Here is a 23,160-nt window from a genome sequence, read left to right as displayed (position 1 = left end):
ATGCTCAACCTGATCCTCGGCGGCGCCCGTTCCGGCAAGAGCCGCCTGGCCGAACAGCTGGCCAGCGACAGCGGCCTGCCGGTCACCTACATCGCCACCAGCGAGCCGCTGGACGGTGAAATGAACGAACGCGTGCGCTTGCATCGCCAACGCCGGCCCGCTGACTGGGGGTTGATCGAAGAACCCCTGGCACTGGCGGCGGTGCTGCGCCGCGAAGCGACCGAAGGGCGCTGCCTGTTGGTGGATTGCCTGACCCTGTGGCTGACCAACCTGCTGATGCTCGACAACGACCAGCGCCTGGCCGAGGAGCGCGATGCGCTGCTCGACTGCCTGGCGCAGTTGCCCGGCACGGTTATCTTGGTCAGCAACGAAACCGGCCTGGGCGTGGTGCCCATGGGTGAACTGACCCGGCGTTATGTCGACCAGGCCGGCTGGCTACACCAGGCCGTTGCTGAACGCTGTCAGCGCGTGGTGCTGACCGTGGCTGGCCTGCCCCTTATGCTCAAAGGACCTGCACTATGACTCAAGCCTGGTGGCGTGATGCCTGCCAACCCCTCGACAACGCCGCCATGGACCAGGCCCGCGCCCGTCAGCAACAGCTGACCAAACCTGCCGGTTCGCTCGGCCAGCTGGAAGGCCTGGCCGTGCACCTGGCGGGCCTGCAAGGCCGAGAGCGGCCAACGGTGGACCAACTGGCGATCACGATTTTCGCCGGTGACCACGGTGTGGTAGAGGAGGGCATTTCGGCCTACCCGCAAGCCGTGACCGGGCAAATGCTGCGCAACTTCGTCGGCGGCGGCGCGGCGATCAGCGTGTTGGCGCGCCAGCTGCAGGCCAGCCTGGAAGTGGTCGACCTCGGCACCATCGACCCCAGCCTGGCGCTGCCCGGTGTGCGGCATCTGCGCCTGGGCGCCGGCACCGCCAACTTCGCCCGCCAGCCAGCGATGACCGAAGCCCAGTTGCAGTCCGCCTTGCAGGCCGGCCGCGACAGCGCATTGCGGGCCGCTGAACAGGGCGCGCAGTTGTTCATCGGTGGCGAAATGGGCATCGGTAACACGACCGCTGCTGCCGCCCTGGCCAGTAACTTGCTGGGCTGCCCAGCGCGTGAGTTGAGCGGCCCAGGCACTGGCCTGGACAACGCCGGTGTGCGGCACAAAGCCGAAGTCATCGAGCGTGCGCTGATCCTGCATGGCCTGCGTGCTGACGACCCGCTGCAGGCGCTGGCCTGTGTCGGCGGTTTCGAGATCGCTGCCTTGGCGGGCGCTTACATCGCCTGCGCGCAAGAGGGCGTCGCGGTGCTGGTGGACGGCTTTATCTGCAGCGTTGCTGCGCTGGTGGCGGTACGCCTCAACCCGCAATGCCGGGCATGGCTGCTGTTTGCCCACCAGGGCGCGGAGCCAGGGCACAAGGCCTTGCTCGAAGCGTTGCAGGCCGAGCCGTTACTGGCGCTGGGCCTGCGCCTGGGCGAGGGCAGCGGCGCCGCCCTGGCGGTCCCCTTGTTGCGCCTGGCCTGTGCGCTGCACGGCCAGATGGCGACGTTTGCCGAAGCGGCCGTGGCGGACCGCCCGGCATGATCCTCGACCTGTTGCGCCACGGCGAAACGGAGCAGGGCGGCCTGCGTGGCAGCCTTGATGATGCCCTGACTGAAAAGGGCTGGGCGCAGATGCGCAGCGCGGTCGCCGAAGCGGGCCCGTGGCAGGTGCTGGTCAGCTCGCCGCTGCAGCGCTGTGCGCGTTTTGCCGATGAGCTGGGTGCACGCCTGCACCTGCCGGTACAGCGTGAGGCCGCTTTGCAGGAGCTGCATTTCGGTGACTGGGAAGGCCGCAGCGCGGCGCAGATCATGGAAGACCAGGCCGATGCGCTGGGGCGCTTCTGGGCCGACCCTTATGGCTATACCCCGCCCAATGGCGAACCGGTCAGTGCGTTTGCCGAACGGGTACTGGCGGGCGTCGAGCGCTTGTGCCAGCAGCATGCCGGCAAGCGCGTGCTGCTGGTCACCCACGGCGGGGTGATGCGCCTGTTGCTGGCCCGTGCACGTGGCCTGCCCCGGGAGCAGTTGCTGCAGGTAGAAGTTGCCCACGGCGCATTGGTGCGCCTGGTGCTGCGCGACGACGGTCAATTGGGCGAGGCGCACTGACATGCTGCCGTTCTGGATTGCCTTGCAGTTTCTCAGCAGCCTGCCGGTGCGTTTGCCGGGCATGCCGGCGCCGCAGCAAGTAGGCCGCTCGCTGTTGTGCTACCCACTGGTCGGGCTGCTGTTCGGGCTGCTGCTGTGGCTGGCCAGCCTTCTGCTGCACGGCACGCCCGCACCTTTGCACGCGGCGTTGCTGCTGGCGCTGTGGGTGTTGCTCAGCGGCGCCCTGCACCTGGACGGGTTGGCCGACAGCGCCGATGCCTGGCTGGGTGGCTTCGGCGACCGAGAGCGCACGCTGCGGATCATGAAAGATCCGCGCAGCGGGCCGATCGCCGTGGTGACCTTGGTGCTGGTGCTGTTGCTGAAATTCTGTGCGTTGTGGGTACTGGTCGAGCGTGGGGCAGGGCTTGAACTGCTGCTGGCACCGGTGGTAGGGCGTGCGGCGATGCTGGGCCTGTTCCTGTGTACGCCTTACGTACGCCCCGGTGGCCTGGGGCAGGCGCTGGCCGAACATCTCCCGCGCGCTGCTGCTGGGTGGGTATTGCTCGCCAGTGCAGCCCTGTGCCTTGCAGTGGGCGGTTGGGGCGCGATCTGGGTGCTGGTTGCAGCCGTGGCTGTGTTCGCCTGGTTGCGACGCCTCATGTGTCGGCGCCTGGGCGGCACGACCGGTGACACCGCCGGGGCGATGCTCGAGTTGCTGGAGCTGACCGTGGTGCTGGGGTTGGCGCTGGGCCTCTGAATCACCTGCACGCGATCTCCCACGCCGCAGTCCATCCTGATGAAACTTCTTGCAACACCCATGACGCGGGTATATACACGTATCCATGCTGACCAGTGAATGCATCTGTACCCATCTGCGTCGTGCCGCCCGCGGGGTGAGCCGGCATTATGACGAGGCCCTTGCCGGCTTCGGCATCAATGTCGCCCAGTTTTCCCTGTTGCGGCACTTGCAGCGGCTCGACCGCCCGAGCATCACCACCTTGGCCGAGGCCATGGGCCTCGAACGCAGCACTTTGGGGCGCAACCTGCGGGTGCTCGAAGCCGATGGCCTGGTGGCCTTGGCTGACGGCGACGACCAACGCAACCGCGTGGTGCTGCTGACCGAAGCCGGTAAGGCGCTGCTGCAAGCAGCTTACCCGGCCTGGAAGCAGGCCCAAGGGTTGCTGGTCGAGCGCTTGGGCGTAGGGCAGCGTGACGAGTTGGTGCGCTTGCTGGAACAACTGGCTTGAGCTGATGCGACTATAAGCGGGTATATACCCGCAAAACCTTGCGATGTGCTGGAGATAACGACAATGACTTCGGTGTGGCGAACCAGCGGGTGGGTGCTTGTGGGGGCAGCGTTGATACTGGCGCTGTCTTTGGGTGTGCGACACGGCTTTGGCCTGTTCCTGGCGCCGATGAGCGCCGACTTTGGCTGGGGGCGTGGTGTGTTTGCCTTCGCCATCGCTTTGCAGAACCTCATCTGGGGGCTGGCACAACCGTTCGCCGGCGCCTTGGCTGACCGCGTGGGCGCGGCGCGCGTGGTGATCATCGGTGGCATTCTCTACGCCGCCGGGTTGATGTTCATGGGGATGGCCGACTCTGCCTGGTCGCTGTCGTTGAGCGCTGGCCTGCTGATTGGCATTGGCCTTTCCGGTACCTCGTTCTCGGTCATCCTGGGTGTGGTTGGGCGCGCCGTGCCGGCCGACAAACGCAGCATGGCGATGGGTATTGCGAGTGCGGCCGGTTCATTCGGCCAGTTCGCCATGCTGCCCGGCACCCTTGGCTTGATCGAGTGGCTGGGCTGGTCCGCCGCGTTGCTGGTCCTGGGCCTGATGGTGGCACTCATCGTACCCCTCGTCGGCCTGTTGCGTGACCGCCCGCTGCCCAGCCATGGCGCCGAACAGACCTTGGGCCAGGCCCTGCGTGAAGCCTGCTCGCATACCGGGTTCTGGCTGCTGGCGCTGGGCTTTTTCGTCTGCGGGTTCCAGGTGGTGTTCATCGGCGTGCACCTGCCGGCCTACCTGGTCGACCAGCACCTGGCTGCGACCACGGGCACCACGGTGTTGGCACTGGTGGGCCTGTTCAACATCGTCGGCACCTTCACCGCCGGCTGGCTGGGCGGGCGCATGTCCAAGCCGCGCCTGCTCACAGGGCTTTATCTGCTCCGCGCAGTCGTGATCGTGTTGTTCCTCTGGGCACCTGTGACCCAATTCAGCGCCTACCTGTTCGGCATCGCCATGGGCCTGCTGTGGCTCTCTACCGTCCCGTTGACCAACGGCACAGTGGCGACACTGTTTGGTGTGCGCAACCTGTCGATGCTGGGCGGCATCGTGTTCCTCTTCCACCAGCTGGGCGCCTTCCTGGGCGGCTGGTTGGGCGGGGTGGTCTACGACCGCACGGGCAACTACGACCTGGTCTGGCAGATTTCGATCCTGCTCAGCCTGCTGGCCGCCGCCCTCAACTGGCCGGTACGTGAACGCCCGGTCGCCCGCCTGCAGGCCCAGGCCGCATGAAGCGCTACCTGGCCCAAGGCTTGCTCGCCGCTGCCGCGATCGTGCTGCTGGCGCTGGTGTGGTGGGGGTGGCACCAGGGTGGGTTGGCGTTGATGCAACTGGGCATGGGGGTTTGTTAAGCGCTACCCTGCAAGTTCAAGGATTGTCTTGCGGGAGAAACGAACGATGCGTGCACATTGGTTGACGGTGCCTGTGCTGGCCCTGCTTGCCGCCACGTCGAGCTGGGCTGCGGATTGCCCGGCCGTGTTGCAGGGCAGCCTGCCCGAACTGCGTGGCAAAGGGCAGGTTGATCTGTGCCAGCGCTTTGCCGGCAAGCCGCTGGTGGTGGTCAACACGGCCAGCTATTGCGGGTTTGCGCCGCAGTTCGAGGGGCTTGAGGCGACGTACAAGGAGTACCACGAGCAGGGCTTGGAGATGCTCGGTGTGCCTTCTAATGACTTCAAGCAGGAAGATGCCGACAGCGAGAAGATTGCCAAGGTCTGCTACGCCAATTACGGGGTGACCTTCACCATGACCAAGGCCCAGCCGGTGCGTGGCAAGGATGCGATCCCGCTGTTCAGCGAGCTGGCGAGCCAGAGCAATGCGCCGAAGTGGAATTTCTACAAATACGTAGTGGATCGCAAGGGCAAGGTGATTGGCAGCTTCTCTAGCCTGACCAAGCCGGACGACCCGGCCTTCAGGGCAGCGATCGAGAAGGCCATCGCATCGCAGCCATAGTGCCGCTTTTTTTGTAGGAGCAGCCTTGTGCTGCGAAGAGGCCGGTGCAGGTAGCGACTATGTCAGTTACCTGTACCGGCCTCTTCGCAGCACAAGGCTGCTCCTACAAAGGGTGTGGTGATTCAATGAGGGGGGCGTTAATGGGGGTGAACGGTAATCGCCACCAGCCGTAGCACCACCGGCCTGACCATCAGCACGCAGAGGAACGCCACCGGCATGGCCAGTTGGTAGGCCTTCATTACGTTGCTCAGATACTGCGGGTTCACCCCGGCGTTGGCCGCAGTGATCACGAAGCACATCAATAACGCCATGATCGACGACATGTAGAGGGCGAACACGTACGGTGTGGCACTGGGGCGCAATTTGCGCCGGCTGCGCGTAGGGGACAGGTTGCTCATGCGAACTCCAGAAAGATGAGTGGAGGCGCAGGTTAGCAATCGTCGGTGGCAGGGCTGTAGACCATCGTCATTGAGTTCTTTATAAAGAGATTCTTACGAATCCCAAGGGCTCGACATGGACTTGCTCAATGCCATCCGCAGCTTCATCAAGGTGGTAGAGGCCGGCAGCATCGCTGCCGGGGCGCGCAGCCTGGGGCTCAGCCCGGCGGCGGTGAGCCAGAACCTCGCACGCCTCGAAGCGCATCTGCAGGTGCGCTTGCTCACCCGCACCACGCGCAGCATGGCTTTGACCCCCGCCGGCACGCTCTACTACGAGCGGGTCAGGCAGGTGGACCGAGACCTTGCCCAGGCCGAACTGGCCGTCACAACCCCCGACAGCGAGCCCCATGGCCGCCTCTGCATCGCCTCCACCTCGGCCTTCGGTCGCCATGTGCTGGCGCCCTTGATCCCAGCATTCAGTGCCCGTTACCCCCAGCTTTCGATAGAGTTGGTAACGACTGATCGACGGGTCAACCATGCCCGCGAGGACGTCGATGTCAGCCTGCGCATCGCCCCGCAGCTGGAAGACCACCTGCTGGCGAGGCACATTGCCCGTATTCCGTTCATCTGCTGCGCCTCTCCCGGTTACCTGGCAAGCGCCGGCGTGCCTGCCACGCCCGAGGCGTTGCGCGAGCACCGCTGCCTGGTGTTCCGCTACCCGGTCGACGGCCGCTTCCTGCGGTGGGGCTTCATGCGCGACGGGCTGCGTTTTGAAGCGGATTTCGGCACTGTGCTGATCAGTGACGATATCGACGCCCTGACGCAGATGGCCCTGCACGATGGCGGCATCACGCGGCTGGCTGAGTTCATCGTGCGGCCTTACCTGGCGTCCGGCGCGCTGGTGCCTGTGTTCGAATACAGCGACAACGGCCAGGCCTATGCCCAGACCGAGCCGATGGATATCTACCTGTGCCTGGCCGATCGTTTTGCCATGACCGCGAAGGTGCGCGCATTCATGGACTACCTGCATGAATGCCTGGGTGACAGCTGGAAGATCCAGGCATGAAAAAACCGCCACGAGGGCGGTTTTCCATACTGCGGGTGCGACTCAGAAGCGGTAGGTGAGGGATGCACCGACGCCGTGAGCGCTGTTTTCGTACTTGGCCTGGTAGCTGCCTTTGGTCGCGCTGACCTGGTTGACCTTGGTGTCCTCTTCCCACAGGTAGGAATACGCCACGTCGATGGTCATGTCTTCGCTTGGGCTCCAACCGGCACCCAGGCTGAACACCTTGCGATCGCCAGTCGGGATGCGCGGTGAACGGTCGTGGTTGTTGGTTGGCGACTGGTCGACGGTGAAGCCGGTACGCAGTACCCACTCCTTGTTGACCTTGTACGACGCGCCAATGGCGTGTGCCCAGGTGTCGTGCCAGTTCTGCTCTTCGGTGATGGTCTGGAACGCCGAACCTGCCAGCGGTGCCGGCACATCGTTCTGCACGGTGATGTCTTCCAGGCGGCTCCAACGGGTCCAGGTGCTGCCTGCGTACAGGGTCCACTGGTCGTCGAGTTCGTGGGTGACCGAAAGATCGACAGACTCAGGCGTCTTGATCTTCAGGGTGGCATCGAACTTGTTGCCGTTGAACGGCCCGATCAGCGGGGTGCTGACGCGGGTCTTGCCTTCGAGCTTGTAGTCGACCATCGAGTGGTAGGTCAGGCCGACGCGGGTGCTGTCGGTGGCCTGGACCAGGATACCGATGTTGTAGCCCACGGCGGTGTCATCGCCCTTGATCTTCACTTCGCCGTCGTTGCGGCCAGGGCTGAACGGGTTGATCAGGCTCGAGCCCAGTTCACCCTTGATGCGGTTGATGGTTGGACCGAAACCGATCGAAACCTTGTCGTTGAAGGCGTAGCTGACGGTTGGCTGGAAGGTCACCACCTCGACGTGGCTCTTTTTGCCCCAGTAGCGAGCAGCATCGTCGCTGCCGTAGTCGGTCACCAGGCCGAAGGGCACGTAGACGCCGAAACCGACGCTCCAGTGATCATCGATCGGCTTGACGTAGTAGCCCATGGGTACGCCAACGACAGGCACCATGTCACCATCGGTTTCCCCCCCGAGGTTGCTGCCACGGCCCGAGATATCGGACTTGGCGATGACGGCGGCGCCGCCCACGGTGATCTGTTCGCGCTTGAGGCGGGACATGCCGGCTGGGTTGCCAAACACGGTGCTGGCATCTTCGGCAGAAGAAGAACGTCCCGCGAAACCTGTCCCCATGCTGCTGATGCTCTGTTCGTTCAGGGCAAAGCCGCTGGCGAGCAGTTGGCTGGAAGCAAGCGCAACGGCTACACCGAGGGAGGTTTTGAGCATTACTTTTTTCATTATTAGAAACTCCTTGGGATCTCCGGGGCGAAAAGCTACCAACAAATTGCCCGCCGCGCTATAGCCTCAATCACAGGAGATAGAGCGGTTTTGTAGGACAATCCGACCAAAATTCCATTTTTTCCGGTAAAGCTGTAGGGCGTTTCTTAAGATGCCTGAGGCAATCTCTGATCTATGCAGGTATGCCAGGCGTGGGTGAAGTCGCGCAGGCGACCCTGAGGGTGGAAAACCTGGCGCCAGATGCGTGCCAGGCCCAGCAAGTCGTCAGCGGCAGGCAGGGGCGTGGCTTGCGCCTCGACCAACATCCAGGCGATGGCGGTGGAATAGCGAAGGTTTACTGTGAGTTCCAGGTGCGGACCGCCAAGAAAGGCGTGTTGGCTGGCCAGGCCGCGGACCAGGCTGGCGAGGTCAGGGTCGCGGGCGAGATACTCGTCCCAGAGCGCCTGGTGACGGGTTTCGCCGATGCGGTAGAGGCCATGGCCACGCCGGTCGTGCAAGGCTGAGCCGAGGGCCGACTGGCTGGCGGCGATGCCCAGTAGCAAGGCTTCAGCGCTAGGGCAGTGGCGGTCCAGGTAGACCAGGGTGGGTCGGATCACATACAGACACAATTCATTCGCCGCGATACCCATGATGCCCTCGAGCAAGTAAGGGCCGGACGGGCGCTGGAGCTTGGCAGCTGGTGAATGATCAGGCCCGCCGGAAGCGGTTAGCACCGCTCGAGTTGAAGTGTAGTGTGATAATCGTGGTGTAAAGAGCTGTTTTTAAATCGATTGCTGCCTGACGTTCGAGGCTATATGCCATGGGGCAATTACGCCAAGAACGATCAGGCAGGCTACCTGGGCAAAGATTCAGCGCCTGAATGCCGCCGTATTCGCCGCTCACGCGGTGAGCGACTGACGGGTCCGGGCGATCACTGCCTGCAGGGGTTCCTTGCGGCTGTACTGTTCAGGGTACAGGCGTTCGGTGTGGCAGGCGACGCCGTGTTCGTCCACCAGGGTAAAGCTGAAGCTGCCCTTGCGAGGGGCAACGATAAGGCACTTCAACGGCGAGAAGGCCTGGGAAAGGGTGCCAATGGCAGCCTGAATGTGTGGATGAGTTTGCATATTATTGGAGGTTCCTGCTTTAAACACGGAGGGTATGATCCGTGCATGATAGAAACGTTCCAGTGACGCCTTTATTAAGGGACGAAACGAACCTGACTGGAACAAAGCAGCCAGAGAGAGCGCAATCAAATGTGGGCGCTTGGGCTGACTGGTAGGTACTTAAGAGGGCAGGCAGCACGCCGGGGCCAAGGTTCTAGGCCGTCGGGGTGGAATCCTGATCAATCTGCAAGGTGATTCGTGCTTGGGCAGCGTATGGCTGGCGAGGGAATCATCGAGTGTGGCCGGTCCTGGTTTCAGCAATGCGTGCTTTTGGGAGAGCAGCGTTGCAAGGACGCTTCTGGCCAGAATTGACTTTCAGCTTGGTACTAACGAGGCGCACCTTACCGCAGATAAAGTGCTTTGGCAAGTGTTTGTGCACCTGCCCAGGCTAGCCGAGCAGTATGGCGCTTCTTTCGCGGGCTGGGAAGGGGGGCAAAGGGCTGTCATTACCGAGGATGTGCTGTTTTTGTGCACCCATATGAAGGCGTGAGGGGCAGTTGTTCACATTTGGCGCGCACGCTGTAACACACCCGCAACAGCCCTCTACAGCGTCGCCAATGCCTTGACTGGTGAGTTAAGTCAATGAAAAAAAACACTAATTTTAGCTGGTGAAAAAATCGTCAGTTTGACTGGAGGCCCCATTTTACGGGGGTTTAAGGGCTGCTGGAGGGGGTTGTCCACCGAGTTATCCACAGGAACTGTGGATTGTCCCAAGCGCTTGCTCTAGGACGGGTGTGCCAGCAACCCAGGGAACTGTCGGACAATCTTCGGGCGCCGCTAGACCGGTTGGTCATCCACTCGAAAACGTCAAGAAAAGATCATCGAAATTTTTTTTCAATCCTCCAGAAATCGACAGGCCATGCCAGAAAAAATGGAGTAGAGTGGCGCGCCTTTCGAGTCACCTTGCCTGTTGCTCATGAAGTTTCGCGGTAAACACCTCGCCAACCCTGCTGACGCCTCGTCAGTGCCTCCACCCAAACGCTTCTCCCTGAAAGTGGCCCTGTGGTTGCTCGACAGCCCGCGCCTGGGTGACAAGCCTCAGGTCAAGCACTTGGCAGGCCGCTTGCTGAAACAGCCAGCGCGCCAGGGCGTGGTGGTGGCCCAGAGCCGGCTGGGGCAGATGCTGTGCCGTGATTGCGGCAATGCCCGCGACCGGCGTATCGGCCACGCGCTGCTGCGCCAGGCTGCCCGCGCCGGTGATCGCCGCGCACAGCTGGAATATGCCCGGCTGTGCCAGGCCAGCGAGCCGGACCAGGCCCGCTACTGGCTGGAGCTGGCCGCTGCGCAGGGCTCGCAGGAAGCGCGGCGGCTGCTGGGGCAGTGGTTTTCCGGTTGATGGTGACGCGTGAAAAGGCGCAAGGCCAGTTCCCAGGCTGATAAGCTGCGCAGCATTCATCATGTTCGATCGGGGTAACCATGACAGTGGATCTGGCCAGCATTCTGCTGGGCTTGGTGGCAGGTGCGTTGCCCTGCCTGGTGTGGGTCATGCAGGTGCAGCGTCGCCAGGGCGCCCGACAGGGTGAACAAGCCCTGCTCGAAGAGCGCCTTAACGCTGCCCAGTTGTCCCTGGCCGGGTTGCAGGCGCAACTGGACGCCAGCCGCGACGAAGTCAGCGACCTCAGCGAAGCCAACACCGTCAAGCAAGCCCAGCTGGCAGCCCAGGGCCGTGAGCTGGAGTTGCTGCAGATCGACCGCGACAATGCCCGCGATGCCGCCCACGCCTGGAGCCTCGAACGCGCCAACCGTGAAGCCGAGTTGCGCCGTCTGGAAGCCCAAGGCGCACGCCTGGAGGCGGAGCTGCGCGAGCAGCAGGAAAACCATCAACAACGCCTGGAAGACCTGCAAGAGGCCCGCGACACCCTGCGCGCCCAGTTCTCCGACCTGGCCACGAAAATCTTCGACGAGCGCGAGCAACGCTTTGCCCAGACCAGCCAGCAGCACCTGGGCCAACTGCTCGACCCGCTCAAGGACCGCATCCAGGCCTTTGAGAAGCGCGTCGAGGAAAGTTACCAGCAGGAGTCACGCGAGCGTTTCTCCCTGGGCAAGGAACTGGAGCGCTTGCAGCAGCTCAACCAGCGCCTGTCCGACGAAGCTACCAACCTCACCCAGGCCCTCAAGGGCCAGAAAACCCAAGGCAACTGGGGCGAGATGATCCTGGAGCGGGTACTGGAGCACGCGGGCCTGGAGAAGGGCCGCGAATACCAGACCCAGGTCAGCCTGAAGAGCGCCGATGGCGAGCGTTTCCAGCCCGATGTACTGATCATGTTGCCCGGCGACAAGCAGGTCGTGGTCGACGCCAAGGTCAGCCTCACGGCTTACCAGCAGTTTGTTGGCAGCAATGACGAGGCCGCGCTCAAGCAGCATGTGCAGTCGTTGCGCAGCCACGTCAAAGGCCTGTCAAGCAAGGACTACAACCGCCTCGAAGGCCTGCACAGCCTGGATTTCGTCCTGCTTTTCGTGCCCATCGAGGCCGCTTTTTCGGCGGCCCTGCAGGCCGAGCCCAACCTGTTCCAGGAAGCCTTCGACCGGCACATCGTGATTGTCAGCCCGACCACGCTGCTGGCCACACTGAGGGTGATCGACAGCTTGTGGAAGCAGGAACGCCAAGGCCAGAACGCCCGCGAGATCGCCGAGCGCGCCGGCTGGCTGTATGACAAGTTCGTGCTGTTCATCCAAGACCTGGACGAGCTAGGCAACCGCTTGCAGCAGGTGGACAAGGCCTACGCCGCGGCGCGCAACAAACTGTGCGAAGGGCGTGGCAACCTGGTCAGCCGCAGTGAGCAGCTCAAGCTCTTGGGTGCCCGTGCCAGCAAGAGCCTGCCGGCAGACTTGCTGGAGCGGGCGCTGTCCGATGAAGCCCTGCCGGACGAAGCGGTTACTGAACCAGGCTCAGATGCCGATTGAGCAGGGCGCGCAAGGCTGCCGGCTTGACCGGCTTGGCCAGGTAGTCCAGGCCTGAGGCATGCACCAGGGCGATGGTCTCTTTGCTGCCGTCGGCGCTGATCACCACCCCAGGCACCGGCTCGCCCAGCCGGGCGCGTAGCCAGCCCATCAGCTCGGTGCCGGTTTCGCCGTCGTCCAGGTGGTAGTCCACCAGTGCCAGGTGCGGGCGCATGCCGTTTGCCAGCAAGGCCTCGCATTCGGGGCGGTTGCGGGCGGTCCAGACCTGGCAGCCCCAACGGCTGAGCAGGCTGTTCATGCCAATCAGGATGCTGTCTTCATTGTCGATGCATAGCACCTGCAGCCCGGCCAGCGGTTGGCCCGTCTGCTCCGCCGGCGCGCTGGGCGCGGGCGCCGCCTGGCGGGCGATCGGGACGCTGACGCGGAACACCGTGCCTTTGCCGGGCCATGATCGCACTTCCAGGCTATGGCCCAGTACCCGGCACAGGCCGTCGGCGATGGCCAGGCCCAGGCCCAGGCCTTTTTCGGCACGGGTCTGGTGGCTGTCCAGGCGTTTGAACTCTTGGAAAATCTCTTGCAGCTTGTTGTCGGCGATCCCCGGGCCGCGGTCCCACACTTCCAGCCACAGGCGTTCGCCCTGGCGGCGGGCACCCAGCAGAATCGGGCTTTTGCCATAGCGCAGGGCGTTGGTCAGGAAGTTCTGCAGCACGCGGCGCAGCAACTTCATGTCGCTGTCGACCCGCAGGCGGCTGCCGCGCAGGCGGAACTCCAGCCCTTTCTCGGCGGCCAGTACCTTGAACTCGGCGCCCAGGGTGTCGAACAGCTCGTTGAGGGCGAACGGCTTGGCGTCTGGGGTGATCTTGTTGTTCTCCAGGCGCGAGATGTCCAGCAGGTCGCTGATCAGCTCTTCGGCCGAGCGCAGCGAGCTGTCCATGTGCTGCACCAGTTGCTGGGCCTCCTCGTTCATGCCCTCGGCCTGTTGCGACAGGGCGGCGGAGAACAGCCGCGCGGCGTTCAGTGGTTGCATCAGGTCGTGGCTGACTGCGGCCAGGAAGCGGGTCTTGGACTTGCTCACTGCCTCGGCCTGGCTCTTGGCTTCGGACAGTGCCTGGTTGAGCTGCGACAGCTCATGGGTACGCTCCGCCACCCGCTGCTCCAGGCCCTCGTTGGCATCGCGCAGCGCCTGTTCGGCTTCGCGGAACGGGGTGATGTCGGTGAAGCTCATGACGAAGCCGCCACCGGGCATTGGGTTGCCGATCAGCTCGATGACCCGGCCGTTGGGGAACAGCCGCTCGGAGGAATGCGCGCGGCCTTGGCGCATCCAGTGCAGGCGCCGCGCCACGTGAACCTGCGCCTCGCCCGGGCCGCACAGGCCGCGCTCGGCGTTGTAGCGGATGATGTCGGCAATCGGCCGGCCAACGCTGATCAGCCCGTCGGGGTAGTTGAACAGCTCCAGGTAGCGGCGGTTCCAGGCCACCAGGTGCAGGTTCTGGTCGACCACGCTGATGCCCTGGTTGATGTTCTCGATAGCCCCTTGCAGCAGCGCACGGTTGAACTGCAGCACTTCGCTGGCTTCGTCGGCGATGCGCACCACGTCTTCAAGCTGCATGTCGCGGCCTTCGATGGCGGCCTTGACCACGGCTCGGGTCGACGACGTGCCGAGCACCCCGGCGAGCAAGCGTTCGGTGTGCTCGATCCAGTCACCGTCGGCGTTCTGGTTGGGGTTGAAGCCTTTGCCCTGGCGGTAGGCGAAGCGGATGAAGCTCTGCCGCGCACGTTCTTCGCCGACGAAGCGCGAGGCCAGTGTCAGCAGGTCATCGATCTGCACCGCCAGCAGCGGTTTGCTGCTAGGGCGGGCGCTGGTCTGCTGGCCGATGAAGCGGCCAGCCTGCCAGTGCTCTGACACCCGCGTGCGCGACAGCACCGACACCCAGGCAAACAAGGTGAAGTTACCCGCCAGCGACAGCACCACGCCTTGGGTCAATGGGCTGATTGGCAGGTTCAGCGGGTTGCCATGCAGCCACGCCAGGCCCGGGAACAGCTCGAGCGACCAACCCACGCTATGGGCGGCAATCGGCAGCACCAGGGTGTAGAACCACAGGAAGATGCCGGCGGCGAGGCCGGCGAACACGCCGCGCCGGTTGGCTTGCTTCCAGTACAGCGCGCCGAGCATGGCCGGCGTGAGCTGGGTCACGGCGGCGAAGGCGATCTGGCCGATGGTCGCCAGGCTCGCGGTCGAACCGAGCAGGCGATAGCTGACATAGGCCAGCAGCAGGATCACCACGATGGTCACCCGGCGTACCGAGAGCATCCAGTGGCGGAACGCTTCGAACGGGCGCTCGGCATTGTTGCGGCGCAGCAGCCAGGGCAGCAGCATGTCGTTGGAGACCATGGTCGACAGCGCCACGGCTTCGACGATGACCATGCCAGTGGCCGCCGAGGCGCCACCGATGAAGGCCAGCAGGGCCAGGCTCGGGTGGGCTTCGGCCAGGGGCAGGCTGATGACGAACGAGTCGGACATCACCGTGCCCGGCAGCAGCATCTGCCCGGCCAGGGCGATTGGCACCACGAACAGCGCAGCCAGCACCAGGTACATCGGGAACACCCAGCGGGCCAGGCGCATGTCCTGCGGTTCGATGTTCTCCACCACGGTGACATGGAACTGCCGTGGCAGGCAGATGATCGCCATCATGGCCACCGCGGTTTGCACCACCATCGATGGCCAGTTGATGGTCTCCTGCCAGTAGCTTTCCAGCTGGATCGATTGGCGCGCCTGGCTGAACAGGTCGTCAAAGCCGTCGTACAGGTTGAACACCACGAAGATGCCCACGGCCAGGAACGCCAACAGCTTGATCAACGACTCGAAGGCGATCGCCAGGACCATGCCGCGGTGGTGCTCGGTCACGTCCAGGCTACGGGTGCCGAAGACGATGGCGAACAGTGCCAGCACCAGCGATACCACCAGCGCGGTGTCCTGCACGCGGGTGCCGGTGGCGTCGGCGTTGGCGCCGATCAGCAGGTTGACGCCCAGCACGATGCCTTTGAGCTGCAAGGCGATGTAGGGCAGCACGCCGACCAGGCAGATCAGCGCCACTACCACGGCCAGGGTCTGCGATTTGCCGTAGCGCGCGGCGATGAAGTCGGCGATCGAGGTGATGTTCTGCTGCTTGCTGATCAGCACCATCTTCTGCAGCACCCAAGGTGCGAAAATCAGCAGCAGTACCGGGCCCAGGTAGATCGGCAGGAACGCCCAGAGCTGTTCGGCAGCCTGGCCGACGGCACCGAAGAAGGTCCAGCTGGTGCAGTACACGGCCAGCGATAGGCTGTACACCCAGGCACGCAGCTTCGGCGGCAACGGTGTGCTGCGTCGGTCGCCGTAAAAGGCGATGGCGAACATGATGGCCATATAGGCCAGGGCGACCACGGCGATCAGCCCACTGGACAACGACATGAAAACTCCGGAGCAAAAAAGGTAACGCGGTCCCGATCAATCAGTCTGGCACGCAGGCGCAGGTTCGTCAGCGCCGACGATGGTCGCAGTGGCGAGTCGTCGCAGGGATCGGCCTACACCTGTACTGGCCTCTTCGCGGGTAAACCCGCTCCCACAGGAACACCACCGGCTTGAGCGCTGCGCAGTACCTGTGGGAGCGGGTTTACCCGCGAAGAGGCCGGTACAGACAACATCAATACCTGCGGGTACCCCGCCAGTAAAACACCCCCGCCAGTATCACCGACAACACCAGCAGGTAGAAGATTACCCCCGGCCACCAGTGCCCGAGGGCAAACCCGACCATCACCGGCCCCAGCGCCGCGCCCAGGTTGGACAGGTTCTGTGCGCCGTAATACACCCCGCGCAGGTGCTCTGGGGCGATCAGGTCGATGAACATGTACTCGGCGGGTATCACGATGATTTCTCCCAGGGTGAACACCAGCATCGCCAGGCACCACATCGGCACCGTGCTTGCCCATGAAAACCCCAGCAGCCCGGCGATGAACAGGCCCATCCCGGCCAGCAGCCAAGGCATCAGGCGCTGGCGACTGATACGCCGGCCGATCAGGTATTGCAGGGCAATCACCGTGATCGCGTTGGTGGTCACCAGGTAGCCGACCAGGCGCGCCGCCTCGGCCGGGCTGGTGGTCACTATCAGGTACTGCGACAGGTAGGCCCCGAACTGGCCGAACACCACGGCGCTGAGCACACCGCCCAAGGTGAAGTACACCAGCCGCCGGTCACGGGCCAGGCCTAGCGCTACTTGCGCGAAAGTGGCCCCCGGTTGCGCCAGGGCCGCGGCCTGCAGGCCACGGTCGCCCAGGCGCTGATAGGTCAGGCCCGTTCCCAGGCCGATCAACGCCGACGCTATGAAGGGCAGGTGGTCGTCCAGCTCCAACATGGCCACCCCCAGCAACGGGCCGGCGGCGTAGCCGACGTTTCTCAAGGTGTAGTTGATGGCGAACACCTCGGCGCGTTCAACCACCGGCAACAGCGCGCAAAAGCCGGCTTTGGCGGCAATGTCGACCACGGCCAGGGCCAGGTTGATCAGTACCAGGCACAGGAAGAACAGCGCAGCCGAGGGGCTGGCCATGGCGCCGACGAACGCCAGGGCAAACACCAGGGTGCTGACGACCACCAGCGTGTGAGTGCGTACGGTGTCCACCAGGTGGCCGCCGTACAAGCTCAGCAGCGAGGCGATGATCAGCGCGCCGCCAATCAACAGGCCGATCTGGCTCACCGGCAGCTGGAAGTTGTTTGCCAGGTATACCACCAGAAAGGGCAGGGTAAGGGCGCGGGCCAGGGTCAGGGTAAAGGTGGTAGCCAGCAGCAGGCGTACGGCCGCTGGGTAGCGCTTGAGGGCGGCGATCATTGCCACTTCCTTGTCGTTGGGGGTTGCCGGGTATCAGCATAAGTCCGCAGAGGGCTTGTCAGCAGTAAGCTTTACCCTGCAGATTTGTGGCTTTTCGCGCCCTGCGCGCCTCCAACGCTAAAAGCCCCTCAGGGAACAAGGACGATGAGTCACACCTCGCAATTCACCTTGCTCGGCAAGCGGCGCTTCCTGCCGTTCTTCATCACCCAGTCGCTGGGTGCGTTCAACGACAACCTGTTCAAGCAATCGCTGATCCTGGCGATCCTGTTCAAGCTCAGCCTGGGGGACGGTGACCGTTCGATCTGGGTCAACCTCTGCGCGTTGCTGTTCATCCTGCCGTTCTTCCTGTTTTCGGCGCTGGGCGGGCAGTTTGGCGAGAAGTTCGCCAAGGATGCGCTGATCCGTGCGATCAAGCTGGCCGAGATCGGCATCATGGCCATCGGCGCCTTGGGCTTTATCACCAATCACCTTGCGTTGATGCTGGTGGCGTTGTTCGGCATGGGTACCCATTCGGCGCTGTTCGGGCCGGTGAAGTATTCGATCCTGCCCCAAGCCCTGCGTGAAGAAGAGCTGGTGGGTGGTAACGGGCTGGTCGAAATGGGCACCTTTTTGGCGATCCTCGCCGGCACTATCGGCGCCGGGGTGATGATGTCGTCGGCCAGCTATGCCACGGTGGTGGCCGGGGGCGTGGTGGGCACTGCGGTGCTGGGCTATTTGGCCAGTCGCTGGATCCCGCGTGCCGCGGCGGTGTCACCGCAGATGCGCCTGGACTGGAACATTTTCAAGCAGTCCTGGGCGATCCTGCGCATGGGCCTGGGGCAGACGCCTGCGGTGTCGCGCTCGATCGTGGGCAACTCGTGGTTCTGGTTCGTCGGCGCCATCTACCTGACCCAGATCCCGGCGTACGCCAAGGACTGGCTGCATGGCGACGGCACTGTAGTGACACTGGTGTTGACCCTGTTCTCGGTGGGCATCGCCCTCGGCTCGCTGCTGTGCGAGCGGCTTAGCGGGCGCAAGGTGGAAATCGGCCTGGTGCCGTTCGGCTCGTTCGGCCTGACCCTGTTCGGCCTGCTCTGGTGGTGGCATTCCGGCGATGTGCCGGCGGCGGCGCTGCCGCACGACTGGCTGGCGCTGCTGGGCATGAGCCAGGCCTGGTGGATCCTGGTGTCGATTGTCGGGCTCGGGGTGTTCGGCGGCTTTTATATCGTGCCGCTGTATGCCTTGATCCAGGCGCGCACGGCCGAAGATCAGCGGGCCCGGGTGATCGCCGCCAACAACATCCTCAATGCGTTGTTCATGGTGGTTTCGGCAATCCTCACCATCGTCCTGCTGGGGTTGGCCGAACTGACCATCCCGCAGTTGTTCCTGGTGGTGTCGTTGCTCAACATCGCGGTCAACGCCTACATCTTCAGGATCGTGCCCGAGTTCACCATGCGCTTCCTGATCTGGCTGCTCAGCCACTCGATGTACCGCGTGGAGCACCGCGACCTGGAGCGCATCCCGGATGAAGGGGCGGCGCTGCTGGTGTGCAATCACGTTTCGTTCGTTGACGCGCTGCTGCTCGGCGGTGCGATTCGCCGGCCGATCCGCTTTGTCATGTACTACAAGATCTACAACCTGCCGGTGCTCAACTTCGTGTTCCGCACCGCAGGTGCCATCCCGATTGCCGGGCGCGGTGAGGACGAGGCCATTTACGAGCGTGCCTTCGCGCGTATCGCCGAGTACCTGGCGGCGGGTGAGTTGGTGTGTATCTTCCCGGAGGGTAAGTTGACCGGTGATGGCGAGATCGATGTGTTCAAAGGCGGGGTCAACCGCATTCTCAGCGAAACCCCGGTGCCGGTGATTCCCTTGGCGTTGCAGGGGCTGTGGGGCAGTTTCTTCAGCCGAGACCCGGGCAAGGGGTTTTTCAAGCGCTTGTGGTCGCGGGTGACCATCGTGGCTGGCACCGCCATCCCGGTGGAGGCGGCGCAGCCGGATGCGTTGCGTGAGCAGGTCAGCCGCTTGCGCGGCGACCTGCGTTAGCGCGCGCGGGTCAGCTGGCGCTGACTTTCAGGCCGATCAGGCCACAGACGATCAGCGCCACACTGACCAGCCGCACCAAGGCCATGGATTCGCCAAACAGGATGATCCCGGCGATGACCGTGCCCACAGCGCCGACGCCCGTCCAGATGGCATAGGCGGTGCCCAGCGGCAGCTCCTTCATGGCCAGGCCCAGCAGGCCGAGGCTGATGACCATGGCGCCGACGGTGAGTACGGTGGGGATTGGCTTGCTGAAACCGTCGGTGTATTTCAGGCCGACGGCCCAGCCGACCTCGAACAGGCCGGCGAAGAAAAGAATGATCCAGGACATGCTGTGTCTCCATCGTTGTAAAGGATGGGGCCGTCCCCGGAATGGTCACGCGGTGCGTCGTGAGGTCGTCCTCACAGTGGGCACTAGGGTGCACATTTTCTGAATACTGGGCAAGCCTGTGCCGGCCTCTTCAGGTCCCACAAGTACTCCACAGCTCTCAGGGAATGTGGGGTACCTGTGGGAGCGGGCTTGCCCGCGAAGAGGCCAGGCCAGGCAGCATCAATCCCTGGCTGGCTCGCCATTCTCAACGGCTGACGAAGGCGCTTCCAGGCGCCGGAACCAGGTCGACAGCAACGCCCCGGAAATATTGTGCCAAACGCTGAACAACGCACTCGGCACCGCGGCCAATGGCGAGAAGTGTGCCGCCGCCAGTGCCGCCCCCAGCCCGGAGTTCTGCATGCCCACCTCCAGCGCCAGCGACTTGCGTTGGGCCAGCGGCAACTTGCACAGCTTGCCGGTGAGGTACCCCAGCAAATAGCCAAAGCTGTTGTGCAGCATCACCACCGCCATGATCAGCAGCCCCGACTCGGCGATCTTCGCCTGGCTGGCCGCCACCACCGCGCAGACGATCATGACGATGCTCACCACCGACACCAGCGGCAACACCTGCACGGCGGCCTGCACCCGAGCGCCCAGCAGGCGCTGGGCCAGCACGCCGAGTACGATCGGCAGCATGACCAGCTGCAGGATCGACCAGAACATGTCCATGAACGAGACCGGCAGCCAGGCCGAGGCCAGGAACCAGATCAGCGCTGGGGTCAGCAGCGGGGCGAGCAAGGTGGTGACCGCAGCGATCGCCACCGCCAGCGCCAGGTCGCCCTTGGACAGCCAGACCATCACGTTCGAGGCGGTGCCGCTTGGGCAGCAGCCGACCAGAATCACCCCGACGGCGATCTCGGCGGGCAAGTGGAACAGCTGGCAGAGCAGCCAGGCCATACCCGGCATGATCACGAAATGCGCCACCACCCCCAGCATCACGCGCCAGGGTTGGCGGGCGAGGGCAGCGAAGTCGTCGAGCTTGAGGGTCAGGCCCATGCCGAACATCACCAGCCCCAGCAGCGGCACAATGGCCACTTTCAAGGCGATGAACCACTGCGGTTGCAGGAAGGCCAGCACGGCGAACACCAACACCCAGAGGGCGAAGGTATTGCCGACGAAGCGGCTGAGGGCGGCGAGGGCGCGCATGGGAAAGTCCTTGTACTTATATATAGAGGTGAGTTTCCGGGGCCCTTTCGCGGGCAAGCCCGCTGCCACTGGGTGAGCAAGCACCTGTGGCAGCGGGCTTGCCCGCGAAAGGGCCGGTACTGGTCAACGATTAACGATCAGGCCAGCACCGGCAAAGCATGAAGGTTAGACCCCTTGCGGAATCTCCTCCCCACCCAAGGCCTCGAACAGCACCGGGAGGAATTCGGTAAAGGTCATCATCATCAGCAGGAAGCTGGCATCGAACTGCTGCTGGGCCTCATCACCGCCATCCTGTTCGGCCTGCTCTTGCAGCAGCTCCTCGAACTTCAGGCGCTTGATGACCATCTTGTCGTCGAGCACGAACGACAGTTTGTCCTGCCAGGCCAGGGCCAGCTGGGTGACCACCTTGCCGGTGCTCAGGTGCAGCTGGATTTCTTCGCTGGTCAGGTCCTGGCGCTTGCAGCGCACGATGCCACCGTCTTCGGCGGTGTCGCGCAGCTCGCACTCGTCCAGTACATAGAAGCCTTCGGCCGCTTGCTGCGACTTGACCCAGTCGGTCATGGTGGCCGCTGGCGCGATCTTCACGGTAGCGGGGCGTACCGGCAGCGAGCCCATCACTTCACGCAGGGTCGACAGCAGGTCTTCGGCACGCTTGGCGCTGGCCGAGTTGACCAGGATCACGCCCAGGCGCGGAGCGATGGCGGCGAAGATCATCGAGCGACGAATGAAGGCGCGCGGCAGGAAGGCCTGGATGATCTCGTCCTTGATCTGGTCGCGTTCCTTTTTATAGACCTTGCGCATCTGCTCGGTCTCGATCTCTTCGACCTTCTCCTTGACGGCGTCATTCACCACGCTGCTTGGGAGGATACGTTCTTCCTTGCGCGCGGCGATCAGCAGGAATTCGCCGCTGACGTGCACCAGGGGAGCGTCTTCGCCCTTGCCGAATGGCGCGACGAAGCCATAGGTGGTCAGCTCCTGGCTGGCGCAGGGACGGGCCGGCTTGCTGGCCAGGGCGGTTTCCAGTGCTTCGGCTTCGAATGGAACATCCTGGGTCAGGCGGTAGGTCAGCAGGTTCTTGAACCACATGAGGGGCAATCTCTCCTTAATGCATAAGGCGGGCATTATTCTCCGAGCGGTGGTTCCCGTCCAACCCTGTCAGAGGGCCAGCACCCTTCTATAAAGGAAGAAAAGCCCAGCGTTGCTAGGTCTTTGAAAGGCTTCGAAAAAATTTTTAAAAAAGTCGAAAAAAGTGCTTGCCAGGGTGGGGGCTCATCCGTAGAATGCGCGCCACACCGAGACGAAAGGGTGATTAGCTCAGCCGGGAGAGCATCTGCCTTACAAGCAGAGGGTCGGCGGTTCGATCCCGTCATCACCCACCACTCGATGTATAGCGCAGCGGTAGTTCAGTCGGTTAGAATACCGGCCTGTCACGCCGGGGGTCGCGGGTTCGAGTCCCGTCCGCTGCGCCATATTCAACTTCCAGGGCCCACTGAACACCCGGAAGTTACAGAAAAAGCGACCTTAGGGTCGCTTTTTTTGTTTGTGCAGAATTTTGCTGCGCCAAGCCTATCGTATTCAGTCAGCCGGGGCCTGTGGGAGCGGGTTTACCCGCGAAGAAGGCGACGCGGTGTATGGCACCGGCTTCGCCGGTGTTCGCGGGTGAACCCGCTCCCACAGGGTCTGTGCCGCGCTGCGGTATCAACGCTTGCGTTCTTCCTCCCGCAACGTCAGCACCTCAACCCCTGCCTCCGTCACTGCCACCGTATGTTCCCACTGCGCAGAAAGCGTATGGTCGCGGGTGATCACCGTCCACCCGTCCTTCAACGTCCGTGTCCCACGCCCGCCCTGGTTGATCATCGGCTCGATGGTAAACACCATGCCAGGCTTGAGCGTCATGCCCATGCCGCGCTGCCCGTAATGCAGCACCTCCGGCTTTTCATGCATCTGCTGGCCAATGCCATGCCCACAATATTCGCGCACCACGCTGTAGCCCGCTGCTTCGGCATGGGCCTGGATAGCATGGCCAATGTCACCCAGCGTCGCCCCCGGGCGCACTTGCTCGATGCCTTTCCATAGCGCGTCATAGGTGGTGTCGACCAACCGCCGGGCCTCATCGCTGATCACGCCAAGGCAATACATCTTCGACGAATCGGCGATATAGCCGCCTTGTTCGAGGGTGATGTCGACATTGATGATCGACCCTTCCTTCAGCACTTCATCAGCCTTCGGCATGCCGTGGCAGACCACATGGTCCACTGACGTATTGAGCGCGTAGGGGAACCCATACTGGCCCTTGCTCGCCGGGCGTGCCTTCAGGCTGTCGACGATGAACGCCTCGGCAAGGTCGTTGATCTGCATCGTGGTTACGCCAGGGCGTATGAAACGGTCGAGCTCTGCAAATACCTGGGCCAGTAGCTGACCGGCGTTGCGCATCACGTCGAGTTGGGCGGGGGTTTTGAGGATCACCTGGGACATGGGGGGAGGGCAGTAACTCTGGCTGAAATGTGCCCCAGCATAGCGCTGCGAGCCTGCGAGATGCCACCGCATGGTGCGCCAAACCGGCCCAGCAAGCGCAGACCGATTTGGGCGCGGGCTTGCCCGCGATGAGGCGAGTACAGCTGGC

22 protein-coding genes and 2 tRNA genes are annotated in these 23,160 nt (G+C 63.4%); 14 read left to right on the top strand and 10 right to left on the bottom strand.

The window, feature by feature from the left end; genetic code table 11:
- The 8 genes from cobU (at position 1) to QOS90_RS10730 (ending at position 5,346) form a co-directional block, all read left to right on the top strand.
- Positions 1-522 (top strand): bifunctional adenosylcobinamide kinase/adenosylcobinamide-phosphate guanylyltransferase, encoded by a 522-nt coding sequence (cobU, locus tag QOS90_RS10765; protein ID WP_085272766.1) that lies wholly within the window; start codon positions 1-3, stop codon positions 520-522.
- Positions 519-1,574 (top strand): nicotinate-nucleotide--dimethylbenzimidazole phosphoribosyltransferase, encoded by a 1,056-nt coding sequence (gene cobT / locus QOS90_RS10760; protein ID WP_085272767.1) that lies wholly within the window; start codon positions 519-521, stop codon positions 1,572-1,574. Before cobU ends, cobT begins: the two co-directional genes overlap by 4 nt.
- Positions 1,571-2,137: an alpha-ribazole phosphatase family protein gene (cobC, locus tag QOS90_RS10755; RefSeq protein WP_085272768.1), complete on the top strand. Its 567-nt coding sequence runs from the start codon at positions 1,571-1,573 to the stop codon at positions 2,135-2,137. Before cobT ends, cobC begins: the two co-directional genes overlap by 4 nt.
- Before the next feature lies 1 nt (position 2,138).
- The gene (locus QOS90_RS10750) at positions 2,139-2,873 is read left to right on the top strand and encodes an adenosylcobinamide-GDP ribazoletransferase (protein ID WP_085272769.1); all 735 of its coding nucleotides are present in this window, start codon (positions 2,139-2,141) and stop codon (positions 2,871-2,873) included.
- Between the two features lie 85 nt (positions 2,874-2,958).
- Positions 2,959-3,363 (top strand): MarR family winged helix-turn-helix transcriptional regulator, encoded by a 405-nt coding sequence (locus QOS90_RS10745; protein ID WP_085272770.1) that lies wholly within the window; start codon positions 2,959-2,961, stop codon positions 3,361-3,363.
- Between the two features lie 63 nt (positions 3,364-3,426).
- Complete coding sequence (locus tag QOS90_RS10740) at positions 3,427-4,629, top strand: MFS transporter (protein ID WP_027595875.1); 1,203 nt, start codon at positions 3,427-3,429, stop codon at positions 4,627-4,629.
- Positions 4,626-4,748, top strand: a complete 123-nt coding sequence (locus QOS90_RS10735; RefSeq protein ID WP_256215250.1) for a hypothetical protein — start codon at positions 4,626-4,628, stop codon at positions 4,746-4,748. Before QOS90_RS10740 ends, QOS90_RS10735 begins: the two co-directional genes overlap by 4 nt.
- A gap of 46 nt (positions 4,749-4,794) precedes the next feature.
- Entirely contained in the window at positions 4,795-5,346 is a 552-nt protein-coding gene (locus QOS90_RS10730) for a glutathione peroxidase (RefSeq protein ID WP_027595876.1), read from the top strand.
- A 137-nt stretch (positions 5,347-5,483) separates the two neighbouring features.
- On the opposite strand, the gene QOS90_RS10725 is transcribed toward QOS90_RS10730, so the two are convergent.
- Complete coding sequence (locus QOS90_RS10725) at positions 5,484-5,744, bottom strand: DUF2798 domain-containing protein (RefSeq protein ID WP_085272771.1); 261 nt, start codon at positions 5,742-5,744, stop codon at positions 5,484-5,486.
- 115 nt (positions 5,745-5,859) lie between these two features.
- On the opposite strand from QOS90_RS10725, the gene QOS90_RS10720 reads away from it, so the two are divergent.
- Positions 5,860-6,789 (top strand): LysR family transcriptional regulator, encoded by a 930-nt coding sequence (locus tag QOS90_RS10720; protein WP_085272772.1) that lies wholly within the window; start codon positions 5,860-5,862, stop codon positions 6,787-6,789.
- Between the two features lie 42 nt (positions 6,790-6,831).
- On the opposite strand, the gene QOS90_RS10715 is transcribed toward QOS90_RS10720, so the two are convergent.
- The 3 genes from QOS90_RS10715 to QOS90_RS10705 form a co-directional block, all read right to left on the bottom strand.
- Complete coding sequence (locus QOS90_RS10715) at positions 6,832-8,097, bottom strand: OmpP1/FadL family transporter (protein ID WP_027595879.1); 1,266 nt, start codon at positions 8,095-8,097, stop codon at positions 6,832-6,834.
- A 146-nt stretch (positions 8,098-8,243) separates the two neighbouring features.
- Positions 8,244-8,726, bottom strand: a complete 483-nt coding sequence (locus QOS90_RS10710) for a hypothetical protein (protein WP_027595880.1) — start codon at positions 8,724-8,726, stop codon at positions 8,244-8,246.
- 249 nt (positions 8,727-8,975) lie between these two features.
- Positions 8,976-9,200 carry a hypothetical protein gene (locus QOS90_RS10705; protein WP_027595881.1) on the bottom strand — a complete coding sequence of 75 codons (225 nt, stop codon included), beginning with the start codon at positions 9,198-9,200 and terminating at the stop codon, positions 8,976-8,978.
- Between the two features lie 955 nt (positions 9,201-10,155).
- Here QOS90_RS10705 and QOS90_RS10700 point away from each other — a divergent pair.
- Together QOS90_RS10700 and QOS90_RS10695 are read left to right on the top strand one after the other, a co-directional pair.
- Positions 10,156-10,575, top strand: a complete 420-nt coding sequence (locus QOS90_RS10700) for a tetratricopeptide repeat protein (protein WP_085272811.1) — start codon at positions 10,156-10,158, stop codon at positions 10,573-10,575.
- Between the two features lie 194 nt (positions 10,576-10,769).
- Complete coding sequence (locus tag QOS90_RS10695; RefSeq protein WP_172960404.1) at positions 10,770-12,143, top strand: DNA recombination protein RmuC; 1,374 nt, start codon at positions 10,770-10,772, stop codon at positions 12,141-12,143.
- On the opposite strand, the gene QOS90_RS10690 is transcribed toward QOS90_RS10695, so the two are convergent.
- Together QOS90_RS10690 and QOS90_RS10685 are read right to left on the bottom strand one after the other, a co-directional pair.
- Positions 12,115-15,591: a hybrid sensor histidine kinase/response regulator gene (locus QOS90_RS10690; protein ID WP_085272775.1), complete on the bottom strand. Its 3,477-nt coding sequence runs from the start codon at positions 15,589-15,591 to the stop codon at positions 12,115-12,117. The two genes, QOS90_RS10695 and QOS90_RS10690, sit on opposite strands and share 29 nt — an antisense overlap.
- A 232-nt stretch (positions 15,592-15,823) precedes the next feature.
- The gene (locus tag QOS90_RS10685; RefSeq protein WP_027595886.1) at positions 15,824-17,002 is read right to left on the bottom strand and encodes an MFS transporter; all 1,179 of its coding nucleotides are present in this window, start codon (positions 17,000-17,002) and stop codon (positions 15,824-15,826) included.
- Positions 17,003-17,146: 144 nt separating this feature from the next.
- Here QOS90_RS10685 and QOS90_RS10680 point away from each other — a divergent pair, with 144 nt between their 5' ends.
- The gene (locus tag QOS90_RS10680) at positions 17,147-19,024 is read left to right on the top strand and encodes an MFS transporter (protein WP_027595887.1); all 1,878 of its coding nucleotides are present in this window, start codon (positions 17,147-17,149) and stop codon (positions 19,022-19,024) included.
- A gap of 10 nt (positions 19,025-19,034) precedes the next feature.
- Here QOS90_RS10680 and sugE read toward each other — a convergent pair whose 3' ends face one another.
- The 3 genes from sugE to rdgC form a co-directional block, all read right to left on the bottom strand.
- Positions 19,035-19,352: a quaternary ammonium compound efflux SMR transporter SugE gene (gene sugE / locus QOS90_RS10675; RefSeq protein WP_019470182.1), complete on the bottom strand. Its 318-nt coding sequence runs from the start codon at positions 19,350-19,352 to the stop codon at positions 19,035-19,037.
- A 219-nt stretch (positions 19,353-19,571) separates the two neighbouring features.
- Positions 19,572-20,537: a bile acid:sodium symporter family protein gene (locus QOS90_RS10670; protein ID WP_027595888.1), complete on the bottom strand. Its 966-nt coding sequence runs from the start codon at positions 20,535-20,537 to the stop codon at positions 19,572-19,574.
- Between the two features lie 165 nt (positions 20,538-20,702).
- Complete coding sequence (gene rdgC / locus QOS90_RS10665; RefSeq protein WP_085272776.1) at positions 20,703-21,623, bottom strand: recombination-associated protein RdgC; 921 nt, start codon at positions 21,621-21,623, stop codon at positions 20,703-20,705.
- Between the two features lie 217 nt (positions 21,624-21,840).
- On the opposite strand from rdgC, the gene QOS90_RS10660 reads away from it, so the two are divergent.
- A tRNA-Val gene (locus QOS90_RS10660) sits at positions 21,841-21,916 on the top strand.
- Between the two features lie 13 nt (positions 21,917-21,929).
- Positions 21,930-22,006, top strand: a tRNA-Asp gene (locus QOS90_RS10655).
- A 229-nt stretch (positions 22,007-22,235) separates the two neighbouring features.
- On the opposite strand, the gene map is transcribed toward QOS90_RS10655, so the two are convergent.
- Positions 22,236-23,012 carry a type I methionyl aminopeptidase gene (map, locus tag QOS90_RS10650; RefSeq protein ID WP_097151323.1) on the bottom strand — a complete coding sequence of 259 codons (777 nt, stop codon included), beginning with the start codon at positions 23,010-23,012 and terminating at the stop codon, positions 22,236-22,238.
- Positions 23,013-23,160: the final 148 nt, after the last annotated feature.

The organism is Pseudomonas sp. LAIL14HWK12:I10, assembly GCF_900184205.1.
Taxonomy (GTDB): domain Bacteria; phylum Pseudomonadota; class Gammaproteobacteria; order Pseudomonadales; family Pseudomonadaceae; genus Aquipseudomonas; species Aquipseudomonas kermanshahensis.
Note: the sequence above shows the minus strand (reverse complement) of the source record. Positions and strands in the feature narration are given on the sequence as shown.